This is a genomic window from Streptomyces sp. NBC_00433 (genome assembly GCA_036015235.1).
GTDB lineage: Bacteria > Actinomycetota > Actinomycetes > Streptomycetales > Streptomycetaceae > Actinacidiphila.
Genome location: CP107926.1, coordinates 6,255,709 through 6,282,442 on the forward strand (window position 1 = coordinate 6,255,709; position 26,734 = coordinate 6,282,442).

The 26,734-nt window shown below is 71.4% G+C and carries 29 protein-coding genes and 1 tRNA gene; 21 read left to right on the forward strand and 9 right to left on the reverse strand.

Going from position 1 to position 26,734, the window contains the following annotated elements:
- The first annotated feature begins 63 nt into the window (after positions 1-63).
- The 3 genes from OG900_26640 (at position 64) to OG900_26650 (ending at position 3,743) form a co-directional block, all read left to right on the forward strand.
- Complete coding sequence (locus OG900_26640) at positions 64-1,851, forward strand: DEAD/DEAH box helicase (GenBank protein WUH93339.1); 1,788 nt, start codon at positions 64-66, stop codon at positions 1,849-1,851.
- A gap of 244 nt (positions 1,852-2,095) precedes the next feature.
- On the forward strand, positions 2,096-2,896 hold the full coding sequence (locus OG900_26645; protein ID WUH93340.1) for a helix-turn-helix domain-containing protein: 801 nt from the start codon (positions 2,096-2,098) through the stop codon (positions 2,894-2,896).
- A 58-nt stretch (positions 2,897-2,954) separates the two neighbouring features.
- A complete protein-coding gene (locus tag OG900_26650) occupies positions 2,955-3,743 on the forward strand; it encodes a hypothetical protein (GenBank protein ID WUH93341.1) in 789 nt (262 codons plus the stop codon).
- Positions 3,744-3,773: 30 nt separating this feature from the next.
- On the opposite strand, the gene OG900_26655 is transcribed toward OG900_26650, so the two are convergent.
- Positions 3,774-4,253 carry an Lrp/AsnC family transcriptional regulator gene (locus tag OG900_26655; GenBank protein ID WUH93342.1) on the reverse strand — a complete coding sequence of 160 codons (480 nt, stop codon included), beginning with the start codon at positions 4,251-4,253 and terminating at the stop codon, positions 3,774-3,776.
- Positions 4,254-4,385: 132 nt separating this feature from the next.
- Between OG900_26655 and hppD the strand changes: the two genes are divergently transcribed.
- Positions 4,386-5,519 (forward strand): 4-hydroxyphenylpyruvate dioxygenase, encoded by a 1,134-nt coding sequence (gene hppD, locus OG900_26660; protein ID WUH93343.1) that lies wholly within the window; start codon positions 4,386-4,388, stop codon positions 5,517-5,519.
- A gap of 69 nt (positions 5,520-5,588) precedes the next feature.
- The gene (locus tag OG900_26665; protein WUH93344.1) at positions 5,589-6,956 is read left to right on the forward strand and encodes an FAD-binding protein; all 1,368 of its coding nucleotides are present in this window, start codon (positions 5,589-5,591) and stop codon (positions 6,954-6,956) included.
- Positions 6,957-6,968: 12 nt separating this feature from the next.
- Here OG900_26665 and OG900_26670 read toward each other — a convergent pair whose 3' ends face one another.
- Complete coding sequence (locus OG900_26670; GenBank protein ID WUH93345.1) at positions 6,969-7,472, reverse strand: SsgA family sporulation/cell division regulator; 504 nt, start codon at positions 7,470-7,472, stop codon at positions 6,969-6,971.
- Positions 7,473-7,740: 268 nt separating this feature from the next.
- On the opposite strand from OG900_26670, the gene OG900_26675 reads away from it, so the two are divergent.
- Both OG900_26675 and OG900_26680 read left to right on the forward strand, forming a co-directional pair.
- Positions 7,741-8,853, forward strand: coding sequence for an RDD family protein (locus tag OG900_26675; GenBank protein ID WUH93346.1), 1,113 nt, complete (start codon positions 7,741-7,743; stop codon positions 8,851-8,853).
- A gap of 282 nt (positions 8,854-9,135) precedes the next feature.
- Positions 9,136-9,708, forward strand: coding sequence for an RDD family protein (locus tag OG900_26680; GenBank protein ID WUH93347.1), 573 nt, complete (start codon positions 9,136-9,138; stop codon positions 9,706-9,708).
- A gap of 17 nt (positions 9,709-9,725) precedes the next feature.
- Here OG900_26680 and OG900_26685 read toward each other — a convergent pair whose 3' ends face one another.
- On the reverse strand, positions 9,726-10,019 hold the full coding sequence (locus tag OG900_26685) for a hypothetical protein (GenBank protein ID WUH93348.1): 294 nt from the start codon (positions 10,017-10,019) through the stop codon (positions 9,726-9,728).
- Positions 10,020-10,330: 311 nt separating this feature from the next.
- On the opposite strand from OG900_26685, the gene OG900_26690 reads away from it, so the two are divergent.
- On the forward strand, positions 10,331-12,748 hold the full coding sequence (locus OG900_26690) for an immune inhibitor A (protein ID WUH93349.1): 2,418 nt from the start codon (positions 10,331-10,333) through the stop codon (positions 12,746-12,748).
- A gap of 85 nt (positions 12,749-12,833) precedes the next feature.
- Positions 12,834-13,136, forward strand: a complete 303-nt coding sequence (locus OG900_26695; protein ID WUH93350.1) for a hypothetical protein — start codon at positions 12,834-12,836, stop codon at positions 13,134-13,136.
- A 65-nt stretch (positions 13,137-13,201) separates the two neighbouring features.
- Here the strand turns inward: OG900_26695 and OG900_26700 are convergent, their stop codons facing one another.
- Positions 13,202-13,777, reverse strand: a complete 576-nt coding sequence (locus tag OG900_26700; protein ID WUH93351.1) for an isochorismatase family protein — start codon at positions 13,775-13,777, stop codon at positions 13,202-13,204.
- A gap of 82 nt (positions 13,778-13,859) precedes the next feature.
- A complete protein-coding gene (locus tag OG900_26705) occupies positions 13,860-15,182 on the reverse strand; it encodes a nicotinate phosphoribosyltransferase (protein ID WUH93352.1) in 1,323 nt (440 codons plus the stop codon).
- A gap of 167 nt (positions 15,183-15,349) precedes the next feature.
- Between OG900_26705 and clpS the strand changes: the two genes are divergently transcribed.
- The 7 genes from clpS (at position 15,350) to OG900_26740 (ending at position 20,848) form a co-directional block, all read left to right on the forward strand.
- Entirely contained in the window at positions 15,350-15,670 is a 321-nt protein-coding gene (gene clpS / locus OG900_26710; protein WUH93353.1) for an ATP-dependent Clp protease adapter ClpS, read from the forward strand.
- Entirely contained in the window at positions 15,670-16,233 is a 564-nt protein-coding gene (locus OG900_26715; protein WUH93354.1) for a DUF2017 domain-containing protein, read from the forward strand. Before clpS ends, OG900_26715 begins: the two co-directional genes overlap by 1 nt.
- Before the next feature lie 76 nt (positions 16,234-16,309).
- Positions 16,310-17,785 carry an amino acid permease gene (locus OG900_26720; GenBank protein ID WUH93355.1) on the forward strand — a complete coding sequence of 492 codons (1,476 nt, stop codon included), beginning with the start codon at positions 16,310-16,312 and terminating at the stop codon, positions 17,783-17,785.
- Between the two features lie 72 nt (positions 17,786-17,857).
- Positions 17,858-18,268 (forward strand): M67 family metallopeptidase, encoded by a 411-nt coding sequence (locus tag OG900_26725; protein ID WUH93356.1) that lies wholly within the window; start codon positions 17,858-17,860, stop codon positions 18,266-18,268.
- A gap of 325 nt (positions 18,269-18,593) precedes the next feature.
- A complete protein-coding gene (locus OG900_26730) occupies positions 18,594-18,872 on the forward strand; it encodes a MoaD/ThiS family protein (protein WUH93357.1) in 279 nt (92 codons plus the stop codon).
- Positions 18,872-19,822 carry a cysteine synthase gene (locus tag OG900_26735; protein WUH93358.1) on the forward strand — a complete coding sequence of 317 codons (951 nt, stop codon included), beginning with the start codon at positions 18,872-18,874 and terminating at the stop codon, positions 19,820-19,822. Before OG900_26730 ends, OG900_26735 begins: the two co-directional genes overlap by 1 nt.
- A gap of 273 nt (positions 19,823-20,095) precedes the next feature.
- Positions 20,096-20,848 carry an MBL fold metallo-hydrolase gene (locus OG900_26740; GenBank protein WUH93359.1) on the forward strand — a complete coding sequence of 251 codons (753 nt, stop codon included), beginning with the start codon at positions 20,096-20,098 and terminating at the stop codon, positions 20,846-20,848.
- A 39-nt stretch (positions 20,849-20,887) separates the two neighbouring features.
- On the opposite strand, the gene OG900_26745 is transcribed toward OG900_26740, so the two are convergent.
- Together OG900_26745 and OG900_26750 are read right to left on the reverse strand one after the other, a co-directional pair.
- The gene (locus OG900_26745; protein ID WUH93360.1) at positions 20,888-22,159 is read right to left on the reverse strand and encodes a PTS transporter subunit EIIC; all 1,272 of its coding nucleotides are present in this window, start codon (positions 22,157-22,159) and stop codon (positions 20,888-20,890) included.
- A gap of 182 nt (positions 22,160-22,341) precedes the next feature.
- Positions 22,342-23,658, reverse strand: coding sequence for a PTS transporter subunit EIIC (locus OG900_26750; protein ID WUH93361.1), 1,317 nt, complete (start codon positions 23,656-23,658; stop codon positions 22,342-22,344).
- 183 nt (positions 23,659-23,841) lie between these two features.
- Between OG900_26750 and OG900_26755 the strand changes: the two genes are divergently transcribed.
- The 5 genes from OG900_26755 (at position 23,842) to rdgB (ending at position 26,068) form a co-directional block, all read left to right on the forward strand.
- Positions 23,842-24,075, forward strand: coding sequence for a PTS glucose/sucrose transporter subunit IIB (locus OG900_26755; protein ID WUH93362.1), 234 nt, complete (start codon positions 23,842-23,844; stop codon positions 24,073-24,075).
- Positions 24,076-24,156: 81 nt separating this feature from the next.
- Entirely contained in the window at positions 24,157-24,891 is a 735-nt protein-coding gene (rph, locus tag OG900_26760; GenBank protein WUH93363.1) for a ribonuclease PH, read from the forward strand.
- A 32-nt stretch (positions 24,892-24,923) separates the two neighbouring features.
- Entirely contained in the window at positions 24,924-25,184 is a 261-nt protein-coding gene (locus OG900_26765; GenBank protein ID WUH93364.1) for a type II toxin-antitoxin system Phd/YefM family antitoxin, read from the forward strand.
- Positions 25,181-25,450: a type II toxin-antitoxin system RelE/ParE family toxin gene (locus OG900_26770; protein WUH93365.1), complete on the forward strand. Its 270-nt coding sequence runs from the start codon at positions 25,181-25,183 to the stop codon at positions 25,448-25,450. Before OG900_26765 ends, OG900_26770 begins: the two co-directional genes overlap by 4 nt.
- Before the next feature lie 12 nt (positions 25,451-25,462).
- Positions 25,463-26,068 carry an RdgB/HAM1 family non-canonical purine NTP pyrophosphatase gene (gene rdgB, locus OG900_26775; GenBank protein WUH93366.1) on the forward strand — a complete coding sequence of 202 codons (606 nt, stop codon included), beginning with the start codon at positions 25,463-25,465 and terminating at the stop codon, positions 26,066-26,068.
- A 56-nt stretch (positions 26,069-26,124) separates the two neighbouring features.
- On the opposite strand, the gene OG900_26780 is transcribed toward rdgB, so the two are convergent.
- Together OG900_26780 and OG900_26785 are read right to left on the reverse strand one after the other, a co-directional pair.
- Positions 26,125-26,209: transfer RNA gene (locus tag OG900_26780), tRNA-Leu, on the reverse strand.
- Positions 26,174-26,425: an HNH endonuclease gene (locus OG900_26785; GenBank protein ID WUH95934.1), complete on the reverse strand. Its 252-nt coding sequence runs from the start codon at positions 26,423-26,425 to the stop codon at positions 26,174-26,176. The genes OG900_26780 and OG900_26785 overlap by 36 nt, the downstream gene beginning before the upstream one ends.
- Positions 26,426-26,734 lie beyond the last annotated feature (309 nt).

A 26,734-nucleotide genomic window follows, 5' to 3' on the forward strand; every position in this document is an offset into this window, starting at 1 on the left:
TCATGGGCCGCGCCGGCGTCTTGGCAGGGGGCGGTCGCCGCCCCGACACGTACCCCGGAGACCGTGACTACCACCGCATCGCACCCCCACCACCTGTCTCCCGCCTTCCCCGGCCGCGCGCCCTGGGGGACGGCGAACAAGCTGCGGGCCTGGCAGCAGGCGGCCATCGACACCTATGTCGCGCGGCAGCCGCGCGACTTCCTCGCGGTGGCCACCCCCGGCGCGGGCAAGACGACCTTCGCGCTGTCGCTCGCGTCGTACCTGCTGCACAACCACATGGTCCAGCAGATCACCGTGGTGGCGCCGACCGAGCACCTGAAGACGCAGTGGGCGGACGCGGCGGCGCGGATAGGGATCAAGCTGGACCCGCAGTACAGCGCGGGGCCGGTGGGGCGCGAATACCACGGCGTCGCGGTGACGTACGCGGGTGTCGGGGTGCGGCCGATGCTGCACCGCAACCGGTGCGAGCAGCGCAAGACGCTGGTGATCCTGGACGAGATCCACCACGCCGGCGACAGCAAGTCGTGGGGTGAGGCGTGCCTTGAGGCGTTCGACCCGGCGGCCAGGCGGCTGGCGCTGACGGGGACGCCCTTCAGGTCGGACACCAACCCGATCCCCTTCGTGGCCTACGAGGAGGGCAACGACGGCATCCGGCGCAGCTCGGCCGACTACACCTACGGCTACGGCAACGCCCTCGCCGACGGCGTCGTCCGGCCGGTGATCTTCCTGTCCTACAGCGGCAACATGCGCTGGCGCACCAAGGCGGGCGACGAGATCGCGGCCCGGCTCGGCGAGCCGATGACCAAGGACGCCACCGGGCAGGCCTGGCGGACCGCGCTGTCGCCGACCGGCGACTGGATCCCCAACGTGCTCAAGTCCGCCGACCAGCGGCTGACCGAGGTGCGCAAGGGCATCCCGGACGCGGGCGGCCTGGTCATCGCCACCGACCAGGACTCGGCCCGCGCCTACGCCAAGCTGCTGCGGGAGCTGACCGGGCACAAGCCGACCGTGGTGCTGTCGGACGACACGGGCGCCTCCAAGCGCATCGAGGAGTTCAGCGCGTCCGAGGACCGCTGGATGGTCGCGGTGCGGATGGTGTCCGAGGGCGTGGACGTGCCGCGCCTGGCGGTCGGGGTCTATGCCACGACGATCTCGACGCCGCTCTTCTTCGCCCAGGCCGTGGGCCGTTTCGTCCGGTCGCGCCGCCGCGGCGAGACCGCCTCGGTGTTCGTGCCGACGATCCCGATGCTGCTGGAATTCGCCGGCGAGATGGAGGTCGAGCGCGACCACGTGCTCGACAAGCCGAAGAAGGCCGGCGAGGAGGACCCCTTCGCCGAGGAGGACCAGCTCCTCGCGGACGCCGAGAAGGCCGAGGACGAGGACACCGGGGACGACCAACTGCCCTTCGAGGCGCTGGAGTCCGACGCGGTCTTCGACCGGGTCCTCTACGACGGCGCCGAGTTCGGCATGCAGGCGCACCCGGGCAGCGAGGAGGAGCAGGACTACCTCGGCATCCCCGGGCTGCTGGAGCCCGACCAGGTCCAGATACTGCTCCAGCGGCGGCAGGCCCGGCAGATCGCGCACAGCCGCAAGAAGCCGGACGAGGAGGCCGACCTGCTGGAGCTGCCCGCGGAGCGGCGCCCTGTGGTGTCGCACCGCCAGCTCCTGGAGCTGAGAAAGCAGTTGAACACCCTGGTGGCCGCGTACAACCATCAGAGCGGCAAGCCGCACGGCGTGATCCACACCGAGCTGCGCAGGGCCTGCGGGGGTCCGCCGAGTGCCGAGGCGACCGCGGGCCAGCTCGGCGAACGGATCAAGAAGGTGCAGGAATGGGCCACCCGAATGCGATGATTTCCGCGGTGTTACACGGATATGACATGCGACGAGGCGTCACCGGACCGCCCGGATTGTGGACGGCCTCTTCCGCTGAGCGGTACAACCTCGCTACCGTGCCGATCACGCACGCGCCGTGGCAGAGCCGCCGCGGAGCGCAGCCGGTAAGCCGACAACCGGCGGCCTCTCCGCGCACTGCCGCGGGACCGGTGGTGCGTCGTCTCCGTGACAAGCGCCGCCGATTCTATGAGGAGGGGGCGTCGTGACCGCGGAGACGTCTCAGACACTGGACCGGGGCCTGCGGGTCCTGAAACTGCTCGCCGACACCGATCACGGCCTGACCGTGACCGAGTTGGCAGCCAAACTCGGGGTGAACCGGACGGTCGTCTACCGGCTGCTCGCCACCCTGGAACAGCACTCGCTGGTTCGGCGCGACCTCGGCGGGCGCGCCAGGGTCGGGCTCGGAGTGCTCGGACTCGCCCACCAGGTGCACCCGCTGCTGCGCGAGGCGGCGCTTCCCGCGCTGCGCTCGCTGGCCGAGGACATCGGGGCCACCGCCCATCTGACCCTGGTCGACGGCAGCGAAGCGCTGGCCGTCGCCGTGGTCGAGCCGACCTGGACCGACTACCACGTCGCCTACCGCACCGGCTTCCGCCACCCGCTGGAGCGGGGCGCGGCGGGCCGGGCGATCCTGGCCGGCCGCGGAATGCAGCCGACACCGGACGGCAGCCGCTGGGAGCGCTTCGCGGACGCCCACGACGGCCGGGAGGACCCCGACGGCAGGGACGGGCACGACGGCCAGGACCCGCTGGACGACGACCGCGGCGCGACGGTCCGCGTCGGCACCGCCTCGGTCGCCACCAGCCTGGCCACCGACCAGGTCCGCTACGTCCTCACCCACGGCGAGCTGGAGGCAGGCGCGAGCGGCGCCGCCGCCCCGCTGCTCGGGGTGCCGGGTGTGGAGGGCAGCGTCGGCGTCGTGATGCTCGCCGAGGCGGTGCCGGAAAGGGTGGGGCCGAGGGTGGTGGAGGCGGCCACCGAGGTGTCCGACGCACTGCGCTGAGCGGGTGACGGAGCCCGCGGTTTCTGGGCAGGGTCGGCGGTGAAATAAGGTCGGGCGCATGCCTACGCTCTCCCGCCGGTCCCTGACCCTCGCCGTGTGCGCGGCGGTCGTGGCCGCACTGCTGGTCGTGGCCGCCTTCGCGCCGCTGCCCGTGACCATCGTCGCGCCGGGCCTGACCGCGAACGTCCTGGGCGCCGACAAGGGCACCCAGATCATCACGATCAGCGGGACTCCGGTACGCGCCACCAGCGGGCAGCTGCGTCTGGTCACCATCGCCGCGACCCCGCCGAACGCCTCCGTGCACTTCATCGACGTGGCCAAGGCCTGGTTCCGTACGAACCAGGCCGCCATGCCGCGCGACTCGGTCTTCCCGCACGGCGGCTCGGTCAAGGCCAACGACAAGGCCAACCTCAAGGAGATGGCGGACTCGCAGGCGGCGGCCACCGGCGCCGCCCTCGGCCACCTCGGCCTGTCGCCGGCGAAGGTCAAGGTCGAGCTGCACCTCGCCGACGTCGGCGGCCCCAGCGCCGGGCTGCTCTTCACCCTCGGCATCATCGACAAGATCCAGGGCGACGGCCACGGCGGCGACCTCACCGGCGGCCGCGTCATCGCCGGCACCGGCACCATCGACGCGCGCGGCAATGTCGGCGCGGTCGGCGGCGTACCGCTCAAGGAGCAGGCCGCGCGCAAGGACGGGGCCACCGTCTTCCTGGTGCCGCGCGCCGAATGCTCCGACGCCACCGCCCTGCTCCCCGGCGGCCTGCGGCTCATTCCCGTCGAGACCCTCGACGGCACCCTGGCGGCGCTGGCCGACCTGCGGGCGGGCAAGCAGACCCCGACCTGCTGACAGCCGCCCCCAGGGCCGCCCCGGCGGCCGTCACGGCGCGGGCGCGTCCCCGGCCGCCTGCTCCACCAGCGGGATGATCCGCAGCGGCACCGGGTTCTCCATCACGATCGCGGTCGCCGCCCGCACGATCCCCCCGAAGCCGACGACCTTGTCGATGACCCGCTGCAGATCCGCGTTCGACCTGGCCACCAGCCGGCACAGCATGTCGCCCTCGCCGGTCGTGGTGTGCAGCTCCAGCACCTCGGGCACCGACGCCAGGTGCGCGCGGACGTCCGCGCCCAGGCCCTGCTTGATCTCCAGCGTCGCGAACGCCGTCACCGGATAGCCCAGCGCCGCCGGGTCCACCTGCGGGCCGAAGCCCCGGATCACCCCGTGCGCCTGCAACCGGTCGAGCCTGGCCTGCACGGTGCCGCGTGCCACCCCCAGCCGGCGCGACGCCTCCAGGACGCCTATCCGCGGCTCCCGGTCCAGCAGTGTGATCAGCCGCCCGTCCAGCGCGTCGATGCCCATCCCCGTCCCGCCCGCCCCTCACCATGGTCATCCTGCACAGATTGATCCCTCGATCGTCACCGCGGCTGTGCAGTCTGTCCAGTGAAAACCGGAACTGTTGCGCACCCTGAGCGGCGAGGGGACGCTTTTGCCATGACTGAGACCAAGGACGCCAGGGCAGCCAAGGACGCTTTCCCCGTCAAGGGCATGGACGCGGTGATCTTCGCGGTGGGCAACGCGAAGCAGGCCGCGCACTACTACTCGACCGCGTTCGGGATGCGCCTGGTGGCGTACGCGGGCCCGGAGAACGGCAGCCGCGAGACCGCCTCCTACGTCCTGGAGTCGGGCGGCGCGCGCTTCGTCCTCACCTCCGTCGTCAAACCCGCCACCGAGCGCGGCCGCTTCCTCGCCGAGCACGTCGCCGTCCACGGCGACGGCGTCATCGACCTGGCCATCGAGGTCCCCGACGCCCGCGCCGCCTACGCCTACGCCGTCGCCCACGGCGCGCACGGCCTCGCCGAGCCGTACGAGCTGAAGGACGACAACGGCACGGTCGTGCTCGCCGAGATCGCCACCTACGGCCAGACCCGGCACACCCTGGTCGACCGCACCGGCTACGACGGCCCCTACCTGCCCGGCTACGAGGCGGCCCGGCCGGTCGTCGAACCGCCTGCCCACCGCTACTTCCAGGCCGTCGACCACTGCGTCGGCAATGTCGAACTCGGCCGCATGAACGAGTGGGTGGCCTTCTACAACCAGGTCATGGGCTTCACCAACATGAAGGAGTTCGTCGGCGACGACATCGCCACCGAATACTCCGCCCTCATGTCGAAGGTCGTCGCCGACGGCACCCTCAAGGTCAAATTCCCGCTCAACGAGCCCGCGGTGGGCAAGAAGAAGTCCCAGATCGACGAGTACCTGGAATTCTACGGAGGGCCCGGGGTCCAGCACATCGCGCTGGCCACGAACGACATCGTCGCCTCGGTCCGCGCCATGCGGGCCGCGGGCGTCGAATTCCTCGACACCCCCGACTCGTACTACGACACCCTCGGCGAGTGGGTCGGCGACACCAGGGTGCCGCTGGACGAGCTGCGCGACCTGAAGATCCTCGCCGACCGGGACGAGGACGGCTACCTGCTGCAGATCTTCACCAAGCCGGTGCAGGACCGGCCCACGGTCTTCTTCGAGATGATCGAGCGCCACGGCTCCATGGGCTTCGGCAAGGGCAACTTCAAGGCCCTCTTCGAGGCCATCGAGCGGGAGCAGGCCCTGCGCGGCAACCTCTGAACCCACCAGGGGGTGCCTCCGGCGGGCACCCCCTTACGGGCAGGAGGCACCTGGTGCCATGGTGGGGGCATGGGTGACGTGATCGACACGCTCGAAGCCGGACTGCCCGCGGGGGCCGTGGTGACCGACCCGGAGGTCATGGCGTCCTACGCGCATGACATGGCCGGCTTCTCGGAAGCGGGCGTGCCGCTCGCCGTCGTGATGCCGCGGACCGTCGCGGACGTGCAGCACGTCATGCGGACCGCGACCGCGCGGCGGGTGCCGGTCGTGCCGCAGGGGGCGCTCACGGGGCTGTCCGGCGCGGCCAACGCCGTGGACGGCTGCCTCGTGCTGTCGCTGCGGAAGATGGACCGGATCGTGGAGATCGACCCGGTGGACCGCGTCGCCGTCGTCGAACCCGGCGTCGTCAACGCGGTGCTGTCCCGCGCGGTCGCCGAGCAGGGGCTGTACTACCCGCCTGACCCGTCGAGTTGGGAGCAGTGCACCATCGGCGGCAACATCGGCACCGGCGCCGGCGGCCTGTGCTGCGTCAAATACGGCGTCACCGCCGAGTACGTCCTCGGCCTGGACGTCGTCCTCGCCGACGGGCGGCTGCTGACCACCGGCCGGCGTACGGCCAAGGGCGTCGCGGGCTACGACCTCACGCGGCTCTTCGTCGGCTCCGAGGGCACCCTCGGCGTCGTCGTCAAGGCGGTCGTCGCCCTCAAGCCGGCGCCGCCCCGACAGCTCGCGCTGGTCGCCGAGTTCCCCTCCACGGCGGCCGCCTGCGCGGCGGTCTGCGCGATCATGGAGGGCGGCCACGTGCCGTCGCTGCTGGAGCTGATGGACGCCACCACCATCCGCGCGGTCAACGCCATGGCGCAGATGGGGCTCCCGGAGTCCACCGAGGCACTGCTGCTCGCCGCGTTCGACACCCCCGACCCGGCGGCCGACCTCGCCGCGCTCGGCGCGCTGTGCACGGCGGCCGGGGCCACCGAGGTCGTGCCCGCGCAGGACGCCGCGGAGTCCGAGATGCTGCTCCAGGCGCGCCGGCTGTCGCTCACCGCGCTGGAGAAGGTGTCCACGGCCACGATGATCGACGACGTGTGCGTGCCGCGCGGGCGGCTCGGCGACATGCTGGACGGGGTCGCCGCGATCGCCGCCCGCCACGACCTGACGATCGGCGTGTGCGCGCACGCCGGCGACGGCAACACCCACCCCGTGGTCTGCTTCGACGCGCACGACCCCGACGAGACCCGGCGGGCCCGGGAGTCCTTCGACGAGATCATGGCGCTCGGCCTGGAGCTGGGCGGCACCATCACCGGCGAGCACGGGGTGGGACTGCTGAAGAAGGACTGGCTGGCGCGCGAACTCGGCCCCACCGGGGTGGAGCTGCAGCGCGGTATCAAGGCCGTCTTCGACCCGCTCGGGCTGCTCAACCCGGGCAAGGTCTTCTGACCGCCGCCGGGGTCACGCACTCGCGTCAGGAGTGTCGTCCTTCCGTCCCTGTCTGGGGTCCCGGGGCCCGGGTGCGGGATTGCCCAGCCACAGCTCGTCGCCGGCCGCCGGGGCCAGCAGGCGGCTCAACCCGTCGTCCATGCCGAGCTGTTCGTGCTCGGTGCCCGGCGCGACCATCCGCAGGGTGCGCTCCAGCCAGGCCGCGACGGGCGAGGACGGCGCTTCGAGCAGCGCCTCGCCGTCCGGCGAGCTGAGCGCCATGCACAGCACACTGCGGCCGTTGACCTTCGTCGGCCAGATCCGCACATCGCCGTGCCCGCACGGTCTGAAAACCCCCTCCACGATCAGCTCGCGCGCGAACGTCCAGTTCACGGGCGCGTCGGAGCCCACGTGGAAGGTGACGTGCACGGCGAACGGGTCGTCCGTGCGGTAGGCCAGCTTGGCCGGCACGGGGATGCTGCGCTCGGGCGACAGCACCAGCTGCATTTCGAGTTCGCGTTCCACCACGGTCTGCATCGAGTCGACGTCCTTTCCTTGGCGGCGGCCCCTCTTGGCGGGTATCGCGAACGGGGCCAGCACCTGGAGAGAGCGCGTGCCTCCTCCACCATTACGCGGCTTCGCGGGATTCGGTTCAAATTTCACGAAGAGGGGGCGCGCGGCGCCGTGTGAGGGTAAGGACGGGTCAGGGAGGGTGGTGTGCGGCGGCGCGGTCCCGCCGGGTCCGCCGGTCTGGTATTTCTGGACGCTGAAGACCCCGGCCGAGCAGATACGGAACCTGTGAACCATGAGCGCACCTCCTTCTGGCTCCTCCGGTTCTTCGTCGTCCGCGTCCCCGGCGCCGGGCTACTACCCGGACCCGTCCATCCCGAACTACATCCGCTACTGGAGCGGTTCCGGCTGGGTCCCGGGTACGAGCCGGCCCGCACCGGCCGCCGCGCCGCCGGCGGTGGACGAGTCGGGTCCGATGTTCCTGGACGCCGACCCGTCGGCGCCGGCCGCGGTGCAAGGGGTGCCCGAGGCGCCGATCCCGGCGCCCGCCGCCGAGCCGCCGCCCGTCTGGCCCGAGCCCGCGGCCGCTCCGGCGCCCTTGCCCGCCCCCGCCCCTGCCGCTGAGCCGCCGGCCGCGTGGCCCGTGCCCGCCGCGGGCGGCGGCGAGCTGCCCCCCATCTCCTGGGGCGCGCCGCCCCCGGAGGCCGAGCAGCGGGCGCCGGCCCATCAGCCGCCGAGGACCGACCCGCGGCCCGCGCCCCCCGGGCCGCCCGCCTGGAACCGTCCGTCACCGCAGGGCGGCGCCCCCGGGGTGCCCGCGCAGACACCCGCGCCCTGGGCCGAGCAGGTGCACGACCTGGCCCGCGAAGGCGTCACCCCCTGGCGGCCCGTCGCGAACGACCCCTTCGGCAGCGCCCGCGCGCAGGAGCGCCCAGGCGGGCTGGCCCGGCGGTTCGCCGCGCGGGTCGTCGACACGGTGCTCTTCGCCTCGGTCACCGCGGCGGCGGCCCTGCCGCTCGGCTCCGCCGCCTACCACCACGCCAAGGACAAGGTCGACGCGGCCAAGCTGACCGGGGAGACGGTCAAGGTCTGGCTCCTCGACGCCACGACCGGGGCGGAGTTGGGGGCGGTGCTCGTCGTCGCCCTCCTCGCCGGGGTCCTCCTCGAAGTCCTCCCCACCGCCAGGTGGGGGCGCACGATCGGCAAGAGGCTGCTCGGGCTCAAGGTCCTCGACATCGAGGCGCAGCAGCCACCCGGCTTCGGGGCGAGCTTGCGGCGCTGGCTCGTCCGCTCCGTCCTCAACGTGTTCGTCGTGGGCGCCGTCGGTGTCGCCTGGTGCGTTTTCGACCGCCCTTGGCGCCAGGGCTGGCACGACAAGGCGGCACGCACCTTCGTCGCCGGCGCTTAGCCCGAACGGCGCCCTTCCGCTGGCCGCGGTGGGTGTGCGGTTCCCCTTCGCAAGGGGGTGCCCACCAGGGGCGCGGGGAACCGCGCGACCAGCCCCCACCGGGCGCGCGGGTCGTCACCGACCCGAAGGGGCTGTTCGGTCCATGCCGGACCACCGGCCGGTGGGTGGCTGAGCGCGCAGTTCCCCGCGCCCCTCGTGGGCACCCCCCTGCCGAAGGGGCCGGGTCGCCCGGATGGAACGTGGTGGCGGGCAGGGCGGGGCGGGCCGGGATTGACTCGGCGTATGAGCAGTGATCAGACGCCGCCGGACGGAAACCCGCCCCCCGCCGGAGGCAACCCGTACGGGAGTCCGCCACCCGCCGGAGGGAACCCGTACGGCTCGGGCGGCGGCTTCGGCGGGCAGGAGCCGGACCCGATGGCCGGCATGCCCCCGCTGGCCGCCTCCGGCAGAAGAGTGCTCGCCCGCGTCATCGACATCATCATCGTGCTGGTGCCCGCGGGCTTTCTGGACTGGGCGGCCGGCGGTGTGCACGGCAGCGACTTCACCGCCGGCCGGTCCGCGGTCGGCGGTGTCTTCACCGCGGCGCTGGGCTTCCTCTACGAGTGGTACATGACGAAGTCCACCGGCCAGACGGTGGGCAAGAAGCTGATGGGCCTTCGGGCGGCGATGCTGTCCGACGGCAGTGTGCCGACGACGAACTCCGCCGCGGCCCGCGCCGCGATCCTGTGGCTGCCGGCCTTCTGCTGCAGCTGCTTCTGGTTCCTGATCATCGGCATCACCGTGCTGTTCGACAAGCCCTACCGGCAGGGGCTGCACGAGAAGGCGGCCAAGACCGTGGTCGTGACCGCCGTCTGATGGCCCGCGCCGGCGGTTCAGCGCCGGGTCGAGCGCGCTCCGACCCGGGAGTCGGCGCCGGCCGCCACGCGGGAGCGCGGGACGGGCACGGCGGCCGGGGGGATCGGGGCCGGGCCGAGCGAGGCGCGGCGGCGGGCGGCCACCGGCACGGTCATGCTCACCGCGACGAGCAGTCCGAGCAGCAGCCCGCCGGCGGCCACGGCGACGACCGCGGCGCCGGAGCGTACGCCGGTCAGCAGCAGTGTCGCGAGGGTGGACAGCACGACGGTGAGGGAACCGTAGGCGAGTTGCAGTGTCGTCGGACGTGGCATCGGGGGAACCGTCCTCGGGTACGTCGAAGCGGGGGCACGCTGACGGGTGGTTCCTGTTCGGCATGCCCGGGGCGAACACCCGGTAAGCATGACCTAACCAACGGCGCGGTGCACAAGGGGGCGCACGGGGTCGCACGCGCGTCCGGATATCTCAACGCAATTGTGCCGGAAGGGCACTTGCGGAGCCTGATGTCCGCTCAGCGGAGCCGTGGAACCGGTAAACGTACTGTCCTGCCATGCCCAAGTCAAGGTCTGTTTTTTCGTCCGTCACTCCGATGCAATGGCCTTTCCCAAGGGGAGGTCAAGTAATCTTGAGATATCAGCGGAGGATCACCCAACCCGCCGCCCTGGCGCTGGCGATCGCCGTGCTGGGCGTGCTTCCCACCGCCACCGCGGCGGGCGCGTTCGCGGCGGCTCCGGGCAGCGCGCCGGGCACCGTACCTGCGGCTTCGGCGCACGACCCGGCGGAGAGCCAGGCGCACGACCTGCCGGGCCCGTTCAGCAAGCAGCAGGACGCCGAGCGCTCCGCAGCCCTGCAGCAGGTGGTCGCCGGGCAGGCGACCGTCCAGCAGATCGGCGCCTCCAAGGTCGTGCAGCTCGGCTCCGGCAAGGGCAAGAAGAGCAAGTACGTCGAGCTGGGCCGGGAGAAGACCGACAAGATCTTCACCATCCTCGCCGAGTTCGGCGACCAGGTGGACAGCACCACCACCTACGACCCGGACGGTCCCGACGGCCCCGAGGCCCCGGTGACCAAGTACGGCGGCACCGCGGGCCCGGCGCACAACACCATCGCCAAGCCCGACCCGAAGACCGACAACAGCACCGCCTGGCAGGCCGACTACAACCAGCAGCACTTCCAGGACCTGTACTTCTCGCACGCGGCCGGCAAGGACTCGCTGGCCACGTACTACGAGAAGCAGTCCTCGGGCCGCTACTCGGTCGACGGTGAGGTCTCCGCCTGGGTCAAGGTGCCCTGGAACGAGGCCCGTTACGGCTCGAACTACTGCGGCAGCACCATCTGCTCCAGCGCCTGGGACCTGATCCGCGACGCCACCACGGCCTTTGTCGCCGACCAGAAGGCGCAGGGCCGCACATCGGCGCAGATCAAGGCGGACCTGGCGCAGTACGACCAGTGGGACCGCTACGACTACGACGGCGACGGCAACTTCAACGAGCCCGACGGCTACATCGACCACTTCCAGATCGTGCACGCCGGCGAGGACGAGTCGGCCGGCGGCGGCGTCCAGGCCACCGACGCGCTGTGGGCGCACCGCTGGTACGCGTACGGCACCGACGCGGGCCGTACCGGCCCCGGCACGAACAAGGCGGGCGGCACCCAGATCGGCGACACCGGCATCTGGGTCGGCGACTACACCCTCCAGCCGGAGAACGGCGGCCTCGGCGTCTTCGCGCACGAGTACGGCCACGACCTGGGCCTGCCCGACGAGTACGACACCACGTACATCGGCGAGAACAGCACCGCCTTCTGGACGCTGATGTCGTCCGGCTCGTGGATGGGCACCGGCAAGAACGCGATCGGCGACCGCCCGGACGACATGAACGCCTGGGACAAGCTGCAGCTGGGCTGGCTCAACTACGGCACCGCCAAGGCCGCGACGCGCTCCACCACCAAGCTGGGCGTCGCCGAGTACAACACCAAGGACAAGCAGGCGCTGATCGTCACGCTGCCCGACAAGACCGTCACCACCTCGATCACCCAGCCCGCCGAGGGCAGCAAGCAGTGGTGGTCCGGCAGCGGCGACAACCTGTCGAACACCCTGACGCGTTCGGTGGACCTCACGGGCAAGTCGTCGGCGTCGCTCACCCTGAAGGGGTGGTGGGACATCGAGGAGAACTACGACTACCTCTACACCGAGGCCTCCGCCGACGGCGGCGCCAGCTGGACCGCGCTCGACGGCACCGCGAACGGCAAGTCGCTGCCCAGGGACGGCGGCGACGCCCCGGCCCTGACCGGCACCAGCGGCGCGTACGAGGACCTGTCCTTCCCGCTGGACGCCTACGCGGGCAAGCAGATACAGCTGCGCTTCCGCTACCTCACCGACGGCGGTGTGGCCCAGCAGGGCTTCGCGGCCGACGCGATCACCGTGACCGCCGACGGTGCCGCCGTGGTCACCGACGGCGCCGAGACCGACGACAACGGCTGGACCGCCAAGGGCTTCACCCGGATCGGCGCGTCCTTCACCAACGAATACCCCGAGTTCTACATCGCGGAGAACCGGCAGTACGTCAGCTTCGACCAGACGCTGCAGACCGGCCCGTACAACTTCGGCTGGCTCAACAGCAAGGCCAAGCAGGTCGAGCACTTCCCGTACCAGAACGGACTCGTCGTGTGGCTGTGGGACACCTCGCAGGCCGACAACAACGTCGGTGCGCACCCGGGTGCCGGTGAGATCCTGCCGGTCGACGCCCACGCCAAGCCGGAGAAGTGGTCGGACGGCTCGGTGATGCGCAACCGCATCCAGGCCTACGACTCGTCCTTCAGCTGGTACCCGACGCAGGGCCTGACCCTGCACAACAACGGGGTCGCCGCCAAGATCGCCCCGAAGCTCGGCTCGCCGATCTTCGACGACCACTACGGGACCTACTGGTACAGCAGCAACCCGTACGGCAGCGTGCAGGTGCCCGACACGAACACCCGGATCACCATCGTGGCCGAGCCGCTGAGCGGCAGCACGATGACGCTCCAGGTCGGGCCCGCGCACCGCTGACGCCATCGGCTGTCCCACCTGCGGTCATGCCGCGTTCGGCCGTCGCCTGCTGGTGGGCGGCGGCCGGACCGCACAAGATGTGGACATGGCCGTAGGAGGTTTCATCAAGCTGCCGAGCGGCACGGTCGTCGTCGCCCTCGTGCTGGCGCACCCTGCCGACCCGGCGCACACGGTCCGGGTCGTGGTGCACGCCCTGAACCGGCAGCGCGCGCTGACCCGGCTCAGCAACCTGGGCTTCCGCGGCACCCGCCTGACGGGCAATGCCGAGCCGCCCACCCCGGACGAGATCACCGCGGTGCTGCACCACCCGGACGGCCTCATCTGGCGCGACCACCGCGCCAGGACGTCCGACCCCTGGCACCCGATCTCGACGCTGAACCGCGTCTAGAACGCCGGGACGGAACGCCGGGACGCGCCGGCGACGCCGGACGCGCCCGGAAGGCCGGGCGGCGCCTACACCTGCACCAGGCCCACGCCCGACGCCCGCAGCTCCGCCAGCGCCTTCTCCGTGGTCTCCTCGGCCACCCCGGCGGTCAGCGCGACCAGCACGCGGGTCGTGAAGCCCTCCCTGGCCGCGTCCAGGGCCGTCGCCCGCACGCAGTGGTCGGTGGCGATGCCGACCACGTCCACCTCGCTGACGTCGCGCTCCCGCAGCCAGCCCGCCAGGCCCTCGCCGTTCTCGTCGCGGCCCTCGAAGCCGCTGTAGGCCGCCGCGTAGGCGCCCTTGTCGAAGACCGCGTCCACCGCGCCCGAGGCCACCGCGGGGGCGAAGTTCGGGTGGAAGCCGACCCCCTCGGTCCCGGCCACGCAGTGCACGGGCCAGGAGGTGACGAAGTCCGGCTCGGCCGAGAAGTGGTCCCCGGGGTCGACATGGTGGTCCCGGGTGGCCACCACGTGCCGGTAGCTGCCTGCCGCCTCCCCGATCAGGTCCGTGACCGCGGCGGCCACGTCCGCCCCTCCGGCGACCGCGAGGCTGCCTCCCTCGCAGAAGTCGTTCTGCACGTCGACGACGATCAGTGCGCGGTGCATTTTGCCCTTTCGGCGGTGGGTGGATACGGCCTGAGCGTAGGGATTCTCCCCCGCCGCGGGAAGCCCCGCACGCGGCCGGGAGCTACCCGAGTACCTCCGTGTGCAGGACGGGCTCGCCGCGGGAGAGCTGGGTCGCGGACGCCGGGAGGCCGGCGCGGGTCTCGATGTGGCGCAGCCGGGCCGCGTCGAGGGGCTCGCGGCCGACGATCTCGCCGCCGCGGACGAGGGGGACGAGGAGCTGGCGGTCGGCCAGGTCCTCAGGGACCGGGCCGCTGCCGACGACCTCGGCGGCGGCGACGCCGTCCGCGTCCACCCGGCGGGCGGCCCACTTGCGGCCGCCGACGCTCGTCTTGCCGCCCATCGACTTCTTCGCCACCGGCACCAGCGGCCCGTCGCCGGCCGCGCGGGCGACCAGCTTGTAGACCATCGAGCAGGTCGGCTGCCCGCTGCCGGTGACCAGCGACGTACCGACCCCGTAGGAGTCGACCGGCGCCGCGGCCAGCGACGCGATCGCGTACTCGTCCAGGTCCGAGGTGACCACGATCTTCGTGTTCTTCGCCCCGAGGTCGTCCAGCTGCTGGCGCACCCGGTGGGCGAGCAGCAGCAGGTCGCCCGAGTCGATGCGGACCGCGCCCAGCTCGGGTCCGGCGATGTCGACGGCGGCCTTCACCGCGGTGGCCACGTCGTAGGTGTCGACCAGCAGCGTGGTGCCGCGGCCCAGCGAGTCGACCTGGGCGGTGAAGGCGTCCCGCTCGGTGTCGTGCAGCAGGGTGAAGGCGTGGGCGCTGGTGCCGACGGTGGGGATGCCGTAGCGGAAGCCCGCAGCGAGGTTGGAGGAGGTGCGGAAGCCGCCGATGTAGGCCGCCCGGGAGGCGGCGACCGCCGCCAGCTCGTGGGTGCGTCTGGCGCCCATCTCCAGCAGCGGGCGGCCGCCGGCGGCGACGGCCATCCGGGAGGCGGCCGCCGCGATGGCCGAGTCGTGGTTGAGGATCGACAGGACCACCGTCTCCAGCAGCACCGCCTCGGCGAAGGTGCCCTCGACCCGCAGGATCGGTGAGCCGGGGAAGTAGACCTCGCCCTCCGGATAGCCCCAGATGTCGCCGGTGAAGCGGTATCCGGCCAGCCAGTCGAGCGTCTGGTCGTCCACCACGTGCTCGCGGCGCAGGAAGTCCAGGACGGGCGGGTCGAAGCGGAAGTTCTCGACCGCGTCCAGCACCCGCCCGGTGCCGGCGACGACGCCGTAGCGGCGGCCCTCGGGCAGCCGGCGGGTGAAGGCCTCGAAGACCGAGTGGCGCTCGGCCGCGCCGCTGCGCAGCGCCGCCTGCAGCATGGTCAGCTCGTAGCGGTCGGTGAAAAGCGCGGTGGAGGGCACGTCCACCGGCAGTCCCAGCTCTGCTGTGCTCATGACCGGGATGCTACCCCCTATCTCGTCAAAGTGACGAGATGTCGCCGGTGTGCGCGCCCTCACACCGTCCGCGCCCCGTCCGACCCGCCGCCCGCGCCCTGTCCCCGCGGTCCGGGTGCACCCTTGCGAGCACGCCCATTTGTGCGGGACCCCACAACAGCGGCAGCATGGAACCTGTGAGTGTCGCCCCAGTCGAGCCCGCCCGGACCGAACGCCCCGAGGCCGGCGAAGAACCTTTCGCGGTCCCCGAGCCGGACGTCCCCTGGGTGACGCTCGTGCACAACGACCCCGTCAACCTCATGAGCTATGTGACGTACGTCTTCCAGGCGTACTTCGGCTACTCGAAGGGCAAGGCCACCAAACTCATGGAGGACGTCCACTACAAGGGCAGGGCCGTGGTCTCCAGCGGCACCCGCGAGGAGATGGAGCGCGACGTGCAGGCGATGCACGGCTACGGCCTGTGGGCGACCCTGTCGCAGGACCGCTGATGGGCCGCAGGCGGGCCCGGCCGGGCTCCTTCGAGGCCCTGCGCGGCGGCGGCGCCGGCATCGCGCTGGAGGACGGCGAGATTTCCATCCTGCGCTCCCTGGTGGTGCAGCTGCTCGAACTGGTCGGCCCCGGGCCCGCCGCCGCCGACGCGGACGCCGACCCGCTCGCCGAGCTGTTCGCCGAGGGCCCGAGCAAGCCGCCGGAGGACCCGGCACTGGCCAGGCTGTTCCCCGACGCCTACGAGGAGCAGGCGGACGCCTCGGAATTCCGCCGCTTCACCGAGAACGACCTGCGGGCCCGCAAGCGCGACGACGCCCTGACGATGGTGCGCTGCCTGGACCGCGGCGGCCCGGTGATCCAGCTGACGCCGGAGGAGTCCCGGCAGTGGCTGGGCACCATGAACGACCTGCGGCTGACCATCGGCGCCTACCTCGACATCACCGAGGACGACGACAACGGCCTCTACCACCTGCCCGACGACGACGAGCGCAAGCCGATGGTGGTGGCCTACCTGTGGCTCGGCGCGCTCCAGGAGTCACTGGTCGAGACGCTGATCCCGTAAGCCCCCTCCCGGCCGCGCCCCCTCGGGTGGCGCAGCCGGGATTTCGGCGGCGCTCCCGCGTGGTACGAATCCGGGCATGACGGACGTGAAGGGCACGGCGCCCGAAACCGGGACGGACGAGGACTACGAGCGCGGCCTCGGCAGCCGGCAGATCCAGATGATCGCGATCGGCGGCGCCATCGGCACCGGGCTCTTCCTCGGCGCCGGCCGCGCCATCCACCAGGCGGGCCCCAGCCTGATCCTGATGTACGCGGTCGCCGGGGTCGCCGTCTTCGCGATCATGCGGGCGCTGGGCGAACTGCTCACCTACCGGCCGGTGTCGGGCTCCTTCGCCGACTACGCCCGTGAATTCCTCGGCCCCTTCACCGGCTACGCCACCGGCTGGACGTACTGGCTGATGTGGGTCGTCACCGGAATGGCCGAAGTCACCGCCGCCGCCACGTATCTGGCCTACTGGTGGCCGCAGGTGCCGCAGTGGAGCGCGGCGGCCGGCTTCCTGCTGCTGCTCTTCACGGCCAACCTGATCTCGGTGAAGCTCTTCGGCGAGGTCGAGTTCTGGCTGTCGATGATCAAGGTCACCGCGATCCTCGGGATGATCGTGATCGGCGCCGGCGTGCTGACGCTGGGGCTCTCCGCGGCCGGTGACACCGCGTCGGTCGGCCATCTGTGGCAGGACGGCGGCTTCTTCCCCAACGGGGTGGGCCGCTCGCTGCTGACCCTGCAGATCGTGATGTTCGCCTATGTCGCGGTCGAACTCGTCGGAGTGACCGCGGGGGAGGCGCGCAACCCGCGCGAGACGCTGCCCCGGGCCATCAACACCCTGCCGTGGCGCATCGTGCTCTTCTACGTCGGCGCGCTCGCGGTGATCCTCTGCGTGGTGTCCTGGACCGAATTCCAGCCCGGCGTCAGCCCGTTCGTGGCCGCCTTCGCGAAGATCGGCATCCCCTTCGGCGCCGGCATCGTCAACTTCGTGGTGCTGTCCGCCGCCCTGTCCTCGTGCAACTCCGGGATGTACTCGACCGGCAGGATGCTGCGCGACCTGGCCGTCAACGGCCAGGGCCCGCGGGTCTTCGGCCGGCTGACCGGCCGCCGCACCCCGGCCGTCGGCATCCTCGCCTCGGTCGCCGTGATGGGCATCGGGGTGTGGCTCAACTACGTCGACCCGGCAGGCGCGTTCACGTACATCACCGCCTTCGCGACGGTCGCCGGGGTGTGGACCTGGGGCGTCATCCTCAGCTCGCACATCCGCTACCGGGCCGCCGTGCGCGCCGGGCGGGCCGCCCCCGCCTGGTTCACCGCGCCCGGCGGCGCCGCCGCCAGCTGGGCGGCGCTGGCCTTCCTGGCCGCCGTGGTGGTGCTGATCGGCGCCGACAGCCAGGCGCGGATCTCGCTCTACGGCGTCCCGCTGTGGTTCGCCGCCCTCGCGGTCGGCTACCGGGCGCTCAAGCGGCGCAATCCGGCCGCCTTCGCCCGCCGCGCCCACGTGCCGCCGGTGCCGGAGACCGGGCTGCAGGGCGGCCCCCGGACGGCACCGGACGCGGCCGCGCTGTGACCCGGGGCACGGCCGCGGTGTGACCCGGCAGCGCCCTGCCGGAGCCGCGGGCGCCCCTGTTACTTTTCCCGCATGCTGACCATCACCCAGGAGCTGTACGACGCGATCGTGGCCCACGCCCGCGCCGACCACCCCGACGAGGCCTGCGGCATCGTGGCGGGCCCGGAAGGCAGCGGCCGCCCCGAGCGGTTCATCCCGATGCTGAACGCGGCCCGCTCGCCGACCTTCTACGAGTTCGACTCCACCGACCTGCTCAAGCTCTACCGCGACCTGGACGACAGGGACGAGGAGCCGGTGATCGTCTACCACTCGCACACCGCGACGGAGGCGTACCCGTCCCGCACCGACATCACGTATGCCAACGAGCCGGGCGCGCACTACGTCCTGGTGTCGACCGCGGAGGACTTCCAGTTCCGCTCGTTCCGCATCGTGGACGGTGCCGTCACAGAAGAACCGGTCAAAGTAGTGGCTTCGTACGCCTGACGTCCCGGATGCCGAGACGCGGGCCTCGGCCCGGTTCGGGGAATCGATACGATGAGCCCATGGTTCCCTCCGACGTGAGCGACAAGGCGCCGGGCACGCTGCTCGTGGCGCGGCTGCACGTCGACCTGTGCCGCCGCACCAGCGCGGCGTGTCCGCGCGCCTGACCGCACCACCGCGGCGCCCGCAGCCGGCGGGCCCCGCCCAGCACCGCACGCACGCCCCGCACGCACCCCGTACGGCCCGCACAGCACCGCAGCCCAGCCCCCGCGTCACGTACGCACGTCACGCACGCCACCGCAGCCCACGCACTCACTGGAGCGCAGACATGGCCATCGAGGTCCGCATCCCGACCATCCTCCGCACCTACACCGACGGCGAGAAGTCGGTGGAGGGTGCGGGCAGCACGCTCGACGAGCTCTTCGCCGACCTCGACACCCGGCACACGGGCCTGCGCGAGCGGGTCGTCGACGGCGGCGAGCTGCGCCGCTTCGTCAACGTCTACCTCAACGACGAGGACGTCCGCTTCCTGGACGGCATCGCCACCAAGCTCACCGACGGCGACAGCGTGACGATCCTGCCCGCGGTCGCCGGAGGCATGGCCTGATGCGGTACGACAGCCCGCTGGCGGCGGTCGGGAACACCCCGCTGGTCCGCCTGCCGCGCCTGTCGCCGTCCGACGCCGTGAGCGTCTGGGCGAAGCTGGAGGACCGCAACCCCACCGGCTCGGTCAAGGACCGCCCGGCCCTGCACATGGTCGAGCAGGCCGAGGCGGAGGGGCGGCTCACCCCCGGCTGCACCATCCTGGAGCCGACCTCGGGCAACACCGGCATCTCGCTGGCGATGGCCGCCCGGCTCAAGGGCTACCGCATCGTCTGCGTGATGCCCGAGAACACCTCCTCCGAGCGGCGCGAGCTGCTCACCATGTGGGGCGCCGAGATCATCTCCTCGCCGGCCGCCGGCGGCTCCAACACCGCCGTGCGGGTCGCCAAGGAGCTGGCGGCCGAGCACCCCGACTGGGTGATGCTCTACCAGTACGGCAACCCCGCCAACGCCGGCGCCCACTACACCACCACCGGCCCGGAGATCCTCGCCGACCTCCCGACCATCACGCACTTCGTCGCGGGCCTGGGCACCACCGGCACCCTGATGGGCGTCGGCCGGTACCTGCGCGAGAAGGTCCCCGGCGTCGCCATCGTCGCCGCGGAACCGCGCTACGACGACCTGGTCTACGGGCTCCGCAACCTCGACGAGGGCTTCGTGCCCGAGCTGTACGACGAGACCGTGCTCACCACCCGCTTCTCCGTCGGCTCGCAGGACGCGGTGCTCCGCACCCGCGAACTGCTCCAGCAGGAGGGCATCTTCGCCGGCGTGTCCACCGGCGCCGCCCTGCACGCCGCGCTCGGCGTGGCCGCGAAGGCCGAACGGGCCGGCGAGCGCGCCGACGTGGTCTTCGTCGTCGCCGACGGCGGCTGGAAGTACCTGTCGACCGGTATCTACACCGCCCCGACCACCGAAGCCGCGGTGGCCGCGCTGCACGGCCAGCTCTGGGCCTGAGGCCCCGCGCCGGACGGGGGCACCCCCCGTCCGGCGTACCGCGCCCCCGCGCCTCTCCGCCTCCGGCGGCCGAGCACAAAGCGCCAAGTGCGGCCGTACGGGACGTAAAAGACCCCCCGGACTGGTGATTCCGCCCACAACGGGGCGCCGTGGAGGCCCAGCGCGCTGTCTTGCGCTTTACCCTCGCATGACACGGCGGACCGCTTTCCGCCAATCCCCCCACCTCACCAGGAATGGGGTGGATGCGGCGTGCCCACGGAGGTGTTTTCCGCAATGAAGCTCACCGTCGTCGGCTGCTCGGGGTCGTTCCCGTCCGCGGACTCGGCTTGTTCGAGCTATCTCGTCGAGGCCGACGGCTTCCGGCTGCTGATCGACATGGGCAACGGCGCCCTGGGCGAACTGCAGCGCCACGTCGGGCTGTACGACCTGGACGCGGTCGTGCTGAGCCATCTGCACGCCGACCACTGCATCGACATGTGCGGCTACTTCGTCGCCCGCTACTACCGGCACGACGGCGGCCCGGCCGCCGCGATCCCCGTCTACGGCCCGGAAGGCACCGAGCGCCGGCTGAACATCGCCTACGGGGACGTACCGGACGAGAAGTGCATGAGCGAGGTCTTCGACTTCCGCACCCTGCGGCCCGGCAGCTTCCGGCTCGGCCCCTTCGACATCGCCACCGACCTGGTCAGCCACCCCGTCGAGGCCTACGGCTTCCGGCTCGGCTACCAGGGCCGCACGCTCACCTACTCCGGCGACACCGGCCCCTGCGACGCGCTCGACAAGCTCGCCGAGGGCGCCGACCTCTTCCTGTGCGAGGCGTCCTTCACCGCGGGCAAGGAGGACATCCCCGAGCTGCACCTCAACGGCAGCGAGGCCGGCCAGATCGCCGCCCGCGCCGGCGTCTCCCGCCTGGTCCTGACCCACATCCCCCCGTGGACCAGCCCCGGCGCCAACCTCCGCGACGCCCAGGCCGCCTTCGACGGCCCGGTGGAACTGGCGAAGGCGGGCGCGGTCTACGAGCTGTAGACCGGGCGCCCGCCCTCGTACGTCCCCGCGTGGACCGACCTACTTGGTCAGGTCCTCGATCTCCTCCTCGGGCTCGCGGCCCGGGGTCTTGAGGTTGAACTTCAGGATCGCGAAGCGGAAGACGAAGTAGTAGACCACCGCGAACACCAGGCCGATCGGGATGATCAGCCACGGCCTGGTGGCGTGGCTCCAGTTGATCGCGTAGTCGATCAGGCCGGCCGAGAAGTTGAAGCCGGCGTGCACACCGAGGCCCCAGGTGATCGCCATCGACGCGGCGGTCAGCAGGATGTGGATCACGTACAGCACCGGCGCGATGAACATGAACGAGAACTCGATCGGCTCGGTGACACCGGTCACGAACGAGGTCAGGCCGATGGACACCATCATGCCGAGGACGGCCTTGCGGCGCTCGGGGCGCGCGGTGTGCGCCATGGCCAGCGCGGCGGCCGGCAGGCCGAACATCATGATCGGGAAGAAGCCGGACTGGAACATGCCCGCGGTGTGGTCGCCCGCCAGGAAGCGCGGGATGTCGCCGTGCACGACGGTGCCGGAGGCGTCGGTGAAGTCACCGATCTGGAACCAGGCCACGGCGTTGACGAACTGGTGCATGCCGACCGGGATCAGCGCGCGGTTCACACCGCCGAAGAGGGCGGCGCCGCCCGGGCCCAGGCCCGTCATCCAGTTGCCGAAGTGCGTGATGCCGTCGCCGATCGGCTCCCAGACCAGGCCGAAGAAGACACCGATGACCAGGCCCACGAAGGCCATCAGGATCGGCACCAGGCGGCGGCCGTTGAAGAAGCCGAGCCAGTCGGGCAGCTTCGTGCGGTGGAAGCGCTGCCAGACGACGGCGGACAGCAGACCCATGATGATGCCGCCGAGCACGCCCGGGTCGTTGTAGACCGCGGCGACGTCGATGCCCTTGTTGGCGGTGGTGTTGATCACCGCGTCATGCACGGGGAAGGCCTGCAGTACCTTGGTGTAGACCAGGAAGCCGACCAGGGCGGCCAGCGCGGTCGAGCCGTCGGACTTCTTGGCGAAGCCGATGGCCACGCCTATGCAGAACAGCATCGGCAGGGCGCCGGTCAGCGCACCGCCGGCGTTGGCGAAGACGGACGCGACCTTGCCCCAGCCCAGGCCGTCGCTGCCGAAGACGTCCGACTGGCCCAGCCGGACCATGATGCCGGCGGCGGGCAGGACCGCGATCGGCAGCTGCAGGCTGCGGCCGATCTTCTGCAGGCCCTGGAAAATCCCGGAACCCCGCTTCTTCGCGGGTGCCGCGGGAGCGGCGTCGGTGGCCGTGGCCGTAGTCATCGAAATCCTCCGTGGTCTATACCACTCAGTGGTGTAGACCTTTTGTAACACGTCGGATGCGCATAAAGGAATGCATGATTCCGCGTGCTCTACGTCACATTGCTCACGCACAGCGAAGACCCCCTGGCCTGCTGGTCAGGGGGTCTCACGTACGGTGTGCGCGACCGTCACGGACGGTGGCGCTACTTGATGTTGTCCTTCTCCATCTCCTCGCCCAGCTTCTCCGGTTCGCGGCCCGGCGTTTTCAGGTCGAAGCGCAGGATGACGAAGCGGAAGAGCAGGTAGTAGAGGACCGCGAAGCCCGCGCCGACCACCAGGATCAGATACGGCTTGGTGGCCAGGTTCCAGTTGATGACGTAGTCGATCAGGCCGGCCGAGAAGCTGAAGCCGTCCTTGATGCCCAAGCCCCAGCACAGCGCCATCGACACACCGGTCAGCAGCGCGTGGATCGCGTACAGCGCGGGCGCGATGAAGAGGAACGAATACTCGATCGGCTCCGTGATGCCGGTCACGAACGACGTCAGCGCCACCGACAGCATCAGCCCCCCGACCTCCTTGCGGCGGTCCGGCCGAGCGGTGTGCGTCATGGCCAGCGCGGCGGCGGGCAGCGCGAACATCATGATCGGGAAGAAGCCGGTCTGGAACTGGCCGGCCGTCGGGTCGCCGGCCAGGAAGCGCGGGATGTCGCCGTGCACGACCGTGCCGTCCGGCTTGGTGAAGTCGCCGAACTGGAACCACACGAAGGTGTTCAGGAACTGGTGCAGGCCCACCGTGAGCAGCGCGCGGTTCGCGACACCGAAGATGCCGGCGCCCAGCGAGCCCAGGTCGACCAGCTTCTTGCTGAAACTGGTCAGGCCGTCGCCGATCGGCGGCCAGATCCACAGGCAGATGATCGCGAAGACGATCGCGACCCCGGCCATGATGATCGGCACCAGGCGGCGCCCGTTGAAGAAGCCGAGCCAGTCGGGGAGCTTGGTGCGGTGGAAGCGCTGCCACAGATACGCGGTGAGCAGGCCCATCACGATGCCGCCGAAGACGCCCGGGGTCTGGAACTCCGCGAGGGTGGCCGTGCCGTCCTTGAGGGTGCAGGCGCCGGCCAGCTGGCCGAGCTGGGTGAAGGTGGCGCCCTGCGGGCACTCCTTGGGGAAGCGGGTGAGGATGCCGAAGAAGACCAGGTAGCCGGCGACCGCCGCCAGGGCGGTGGAGCCGTCGGACTTCTTGGCCATGCCGATGGCCACGCCCACGCAGAAGAGCAGCGGGAGCCCGAAGTTGCCGTCGAGCAGCGCGCCGCCCGCGCCCACGAAGACCTTGGACAGCCGGTCCCAGCCGAGGCCGTCGCTGCCGAAGACGTCCGGCTGGCCGAGCCGGTTGATGATGCCGGCCGCGGGCAGGACGGCGATCGGCAGCTGGAGGCTGCGGCCCATCTTCTGCAGGCCCTGGAAGAACTTGCTCCCCCAGCTGCGCCGGGGGGCTCCGGCAGTGGCGTCGGCGGCACTCACCTGGGACCGCCGGGCCGGGGGCGGTCGCGTACAGTGGTGTAGACCACTTGGGGATGCGGGAGACCGGCGTCCATGATCGACATGGTGGTCCACCGGGCGGTCGACCGCCCGTGAAGTTGGGCCAACCGTGCGTTACCGTGACATTACGGACCCGCGGTGGGTCAGGGACACAGGGAGACTCAGATGGCCACCAAGGCAGAGAAGATCGTCGCCGGGCTCGGCGGACTCGACAACATCGAAGAGGTCGAGGGCTGCATCACCCGGCTCCGCACCGAGGTCCGCGACCCCTCCCTCGTCGACGAGGCCGCCCTCAAGGCCGCCGGCGCCCACGGCGTCGTCAAGATGGGCACGGCGATCCAGGTCGTCATCGGCACGGACGCGGACCCGATCGCCTCCGACATCGAAGACATGATGTAGCCCCCCGGGCTCCCCCCGCCCCCGGGGCCCCGCCCCCCGGGGGCGGACCCGGCCCCGGGGTCACCCGGATAGGCTCGGGGGATGTCACGATTTGACGGCCGTAGGCCGGATCAGCTCCGCACCGTCAGCATTGAGCGCAGCTGGAGCAAGCACGCCGAAGGCTCGGTCCTCGTGTCGTTCGGGGACACCAGGGTCCTGTGCACCGCCAGCGCCACCCAGGGCGTCCCCAGGTGGCGCAAGGGCAGCGGCGAAGGCTGGGTCACCGCCGAATACTCGATGCTGCCGCGCGCCACCAACACCCGCGGCGACCGCGAGTCCGTCCGCGGCAAGATCGGCGGCCGCACCCACGAGATCTCCCGCCTCATCGGCCGCTCCCTGCGCGCCGTCATCGACTACAAGGCCCTCGGCGAGAACACCGTCGTCCTCGACTGCGACGTCCTGCAGGCCGACGGCGGCACCCGGACCGCCGCGATCACCGGCGCGTACGTCGCCCTCGCCGACGCCGTCGCCTGGATGCAGGACAACCACTTCATCAAGGCCAAGTCCCGCCCCCTGACCGGCACGGTCGCCGCCGTCAGCGTCGGCATCGTCGGCGGCGTACCGCTGCTCGACCTCGCCTACGAGGAGGACGTCAAGGCCGAGACCGACATGAACGTCGTCTGCACCGGCGACGGCCGCTTCGTCGAGGTCCAGGGCACCGCCGAGGGCCAGCCCTTCGACCGCGCCGAGCTCGACGCCCTCCTCGCCCTCGCCGTCGGCGGCTGCGCCGACCTGACCGCGGCCCAGGTCGCCGCACTGGCGGCCACCCAGGGCTGAGCCGTGTACACGGCGACGTGTACGCTTATGGCATGACCGACTCCGTGAGTGTCAGAGAAGCGCGCGCGAAACTCGCCGAGGTCATCGACAGGGCCGTTGCGGGCGAAGCCACCCTCATCACCCGCAACGGCCGGCCCGCCGCGGCTGTCATCCCCATCGACGAGTACGAGGCGCTGGAAGAGGCGGCCGACGAGCTGCTGGCCCGCCAAGCCGCCGAGCACCTCGACGAGCCGACCGTGTCCATGGCCGAGATGCTGGCGGACCTCTTCTCAGGAGACTCCTCGGCCGCATGAAGTACGCCCTGCGCTTCACCGAGACCGCCAGGCGACAACTGCGTGCCATCGACCGCACCGCCGCGATGACGATCCTCACCGCGCTCACCCCGCTCGGCGACGACCCCTACCGCTCCGACGCGAACGTCAGGAAGCTCAGCGGCCCGCATGACCTGTTCCGGCTGCGTGTGGGCGACTTCCGCGTCGCCTACCGTGTCGACGACGGCGAGCTCGTCGTCCTCGTGGTCCGCGTCGGGCACCGGCGGGATGTCTACCGAAACCTGTAGATAATCATCCCCATGACCCGCCGCCTCGTACTCGCCACCCGCAATGCCCACAAGGTCGTCGAACTCCGGGCGATCCTCGCCGACGCCGGGCTCGACATCGACCTCGTGGGGGCCGACGCCTACCCGGAGATCCCCGACGTCAAGGAGACCGGCGTCACCTTCGCCGAGAACGCCCTGCTCAAGGCGCGCGCCCTCGCCGAGGCCACCGGGCTGCCCGCCGTCGCCGACGACTCGGGCCTGTGCGTCGACGTCCTCGGCGGCGCCCCCGGCATCTTCTCCGCCCGCTGGGCCGGACGCCACGGCGACGACGCCGCCAACCTCGCCCTGCTCCTCGCCCAGCTCGGCGACATCGACACCCCCCACCGCGCCGCCCACTTCGCCTGCGCGGCCGCCCTGGCCCTCCCCGACGGCACCACCCGCGTCGCCGAGGCCCGCCTGACCGGCACCCTCCGCCACACCCCCGCGGGCACCGGCGGCTTCGGCTACGACCCGATCCTCCAGCCCGACGGCGACACCCGCACCTGCGCCGAACTGACCCCCGCGGAGAAGAACGCGATCAGCCACCGCGGCAAGGCCTTCCGCGCCCTGGCCCCGACGGTGGCCGAACTCCTCGGCTGACGGCGGCAAAGCAATAGCCTGCGACTCGTCACACACGAATCGCAGGCCATTCCCGGTGCGGCGGAAGGGATTCGAACCCTCAAGCCCGATCAAGGGCCACAGATCCTAAGTCTGCCGCGTCGCCAGCTGCGCCACCGCCGCCCGTTGCACCATCACTCTACCGGCGCGTCCTACGTCCGCCGAAACCCCTTTCCGCGATCGGTCCCCGCCTCCGCGGCACCACGTGCCCGTGACGGCGTGGCAGTTGGGACACAGGAGCCGGAGATTCGACAGCCGGTCGTCACCGCGGTCGCCGTTGACGTGGTCGACTTTTAGAGTCATCGGCTTCCCGTGCCACACCGGCCCGGTGCCGCACATGGCACACACCTCCGTGACGCCCGCTCGGCGCATGCAGCGGCGCAGCACTGCCGTGCGGGTGCGCCGCCCGTCGTGGTGCTTCACCCGTGTGCCCTCCCGTTCGAGGTGCGAGGTGTCTATGCACAGGGCCTTCAGGCGTCCCCGCAGGTAGGTGCGTCGTGACGTGTTCTTCGGGTCCACTCCGAGCTTGGACAGGGCCTCGGACAGCGTCCGTGACGATCCGACCGCCTCCGAGAGCCGCTCCCGTGTGTACGGGCTCGCCGGCATGCTCGCCTCCGTTCCTCGGGCACCTGTTCGTGCCCCGTGCGG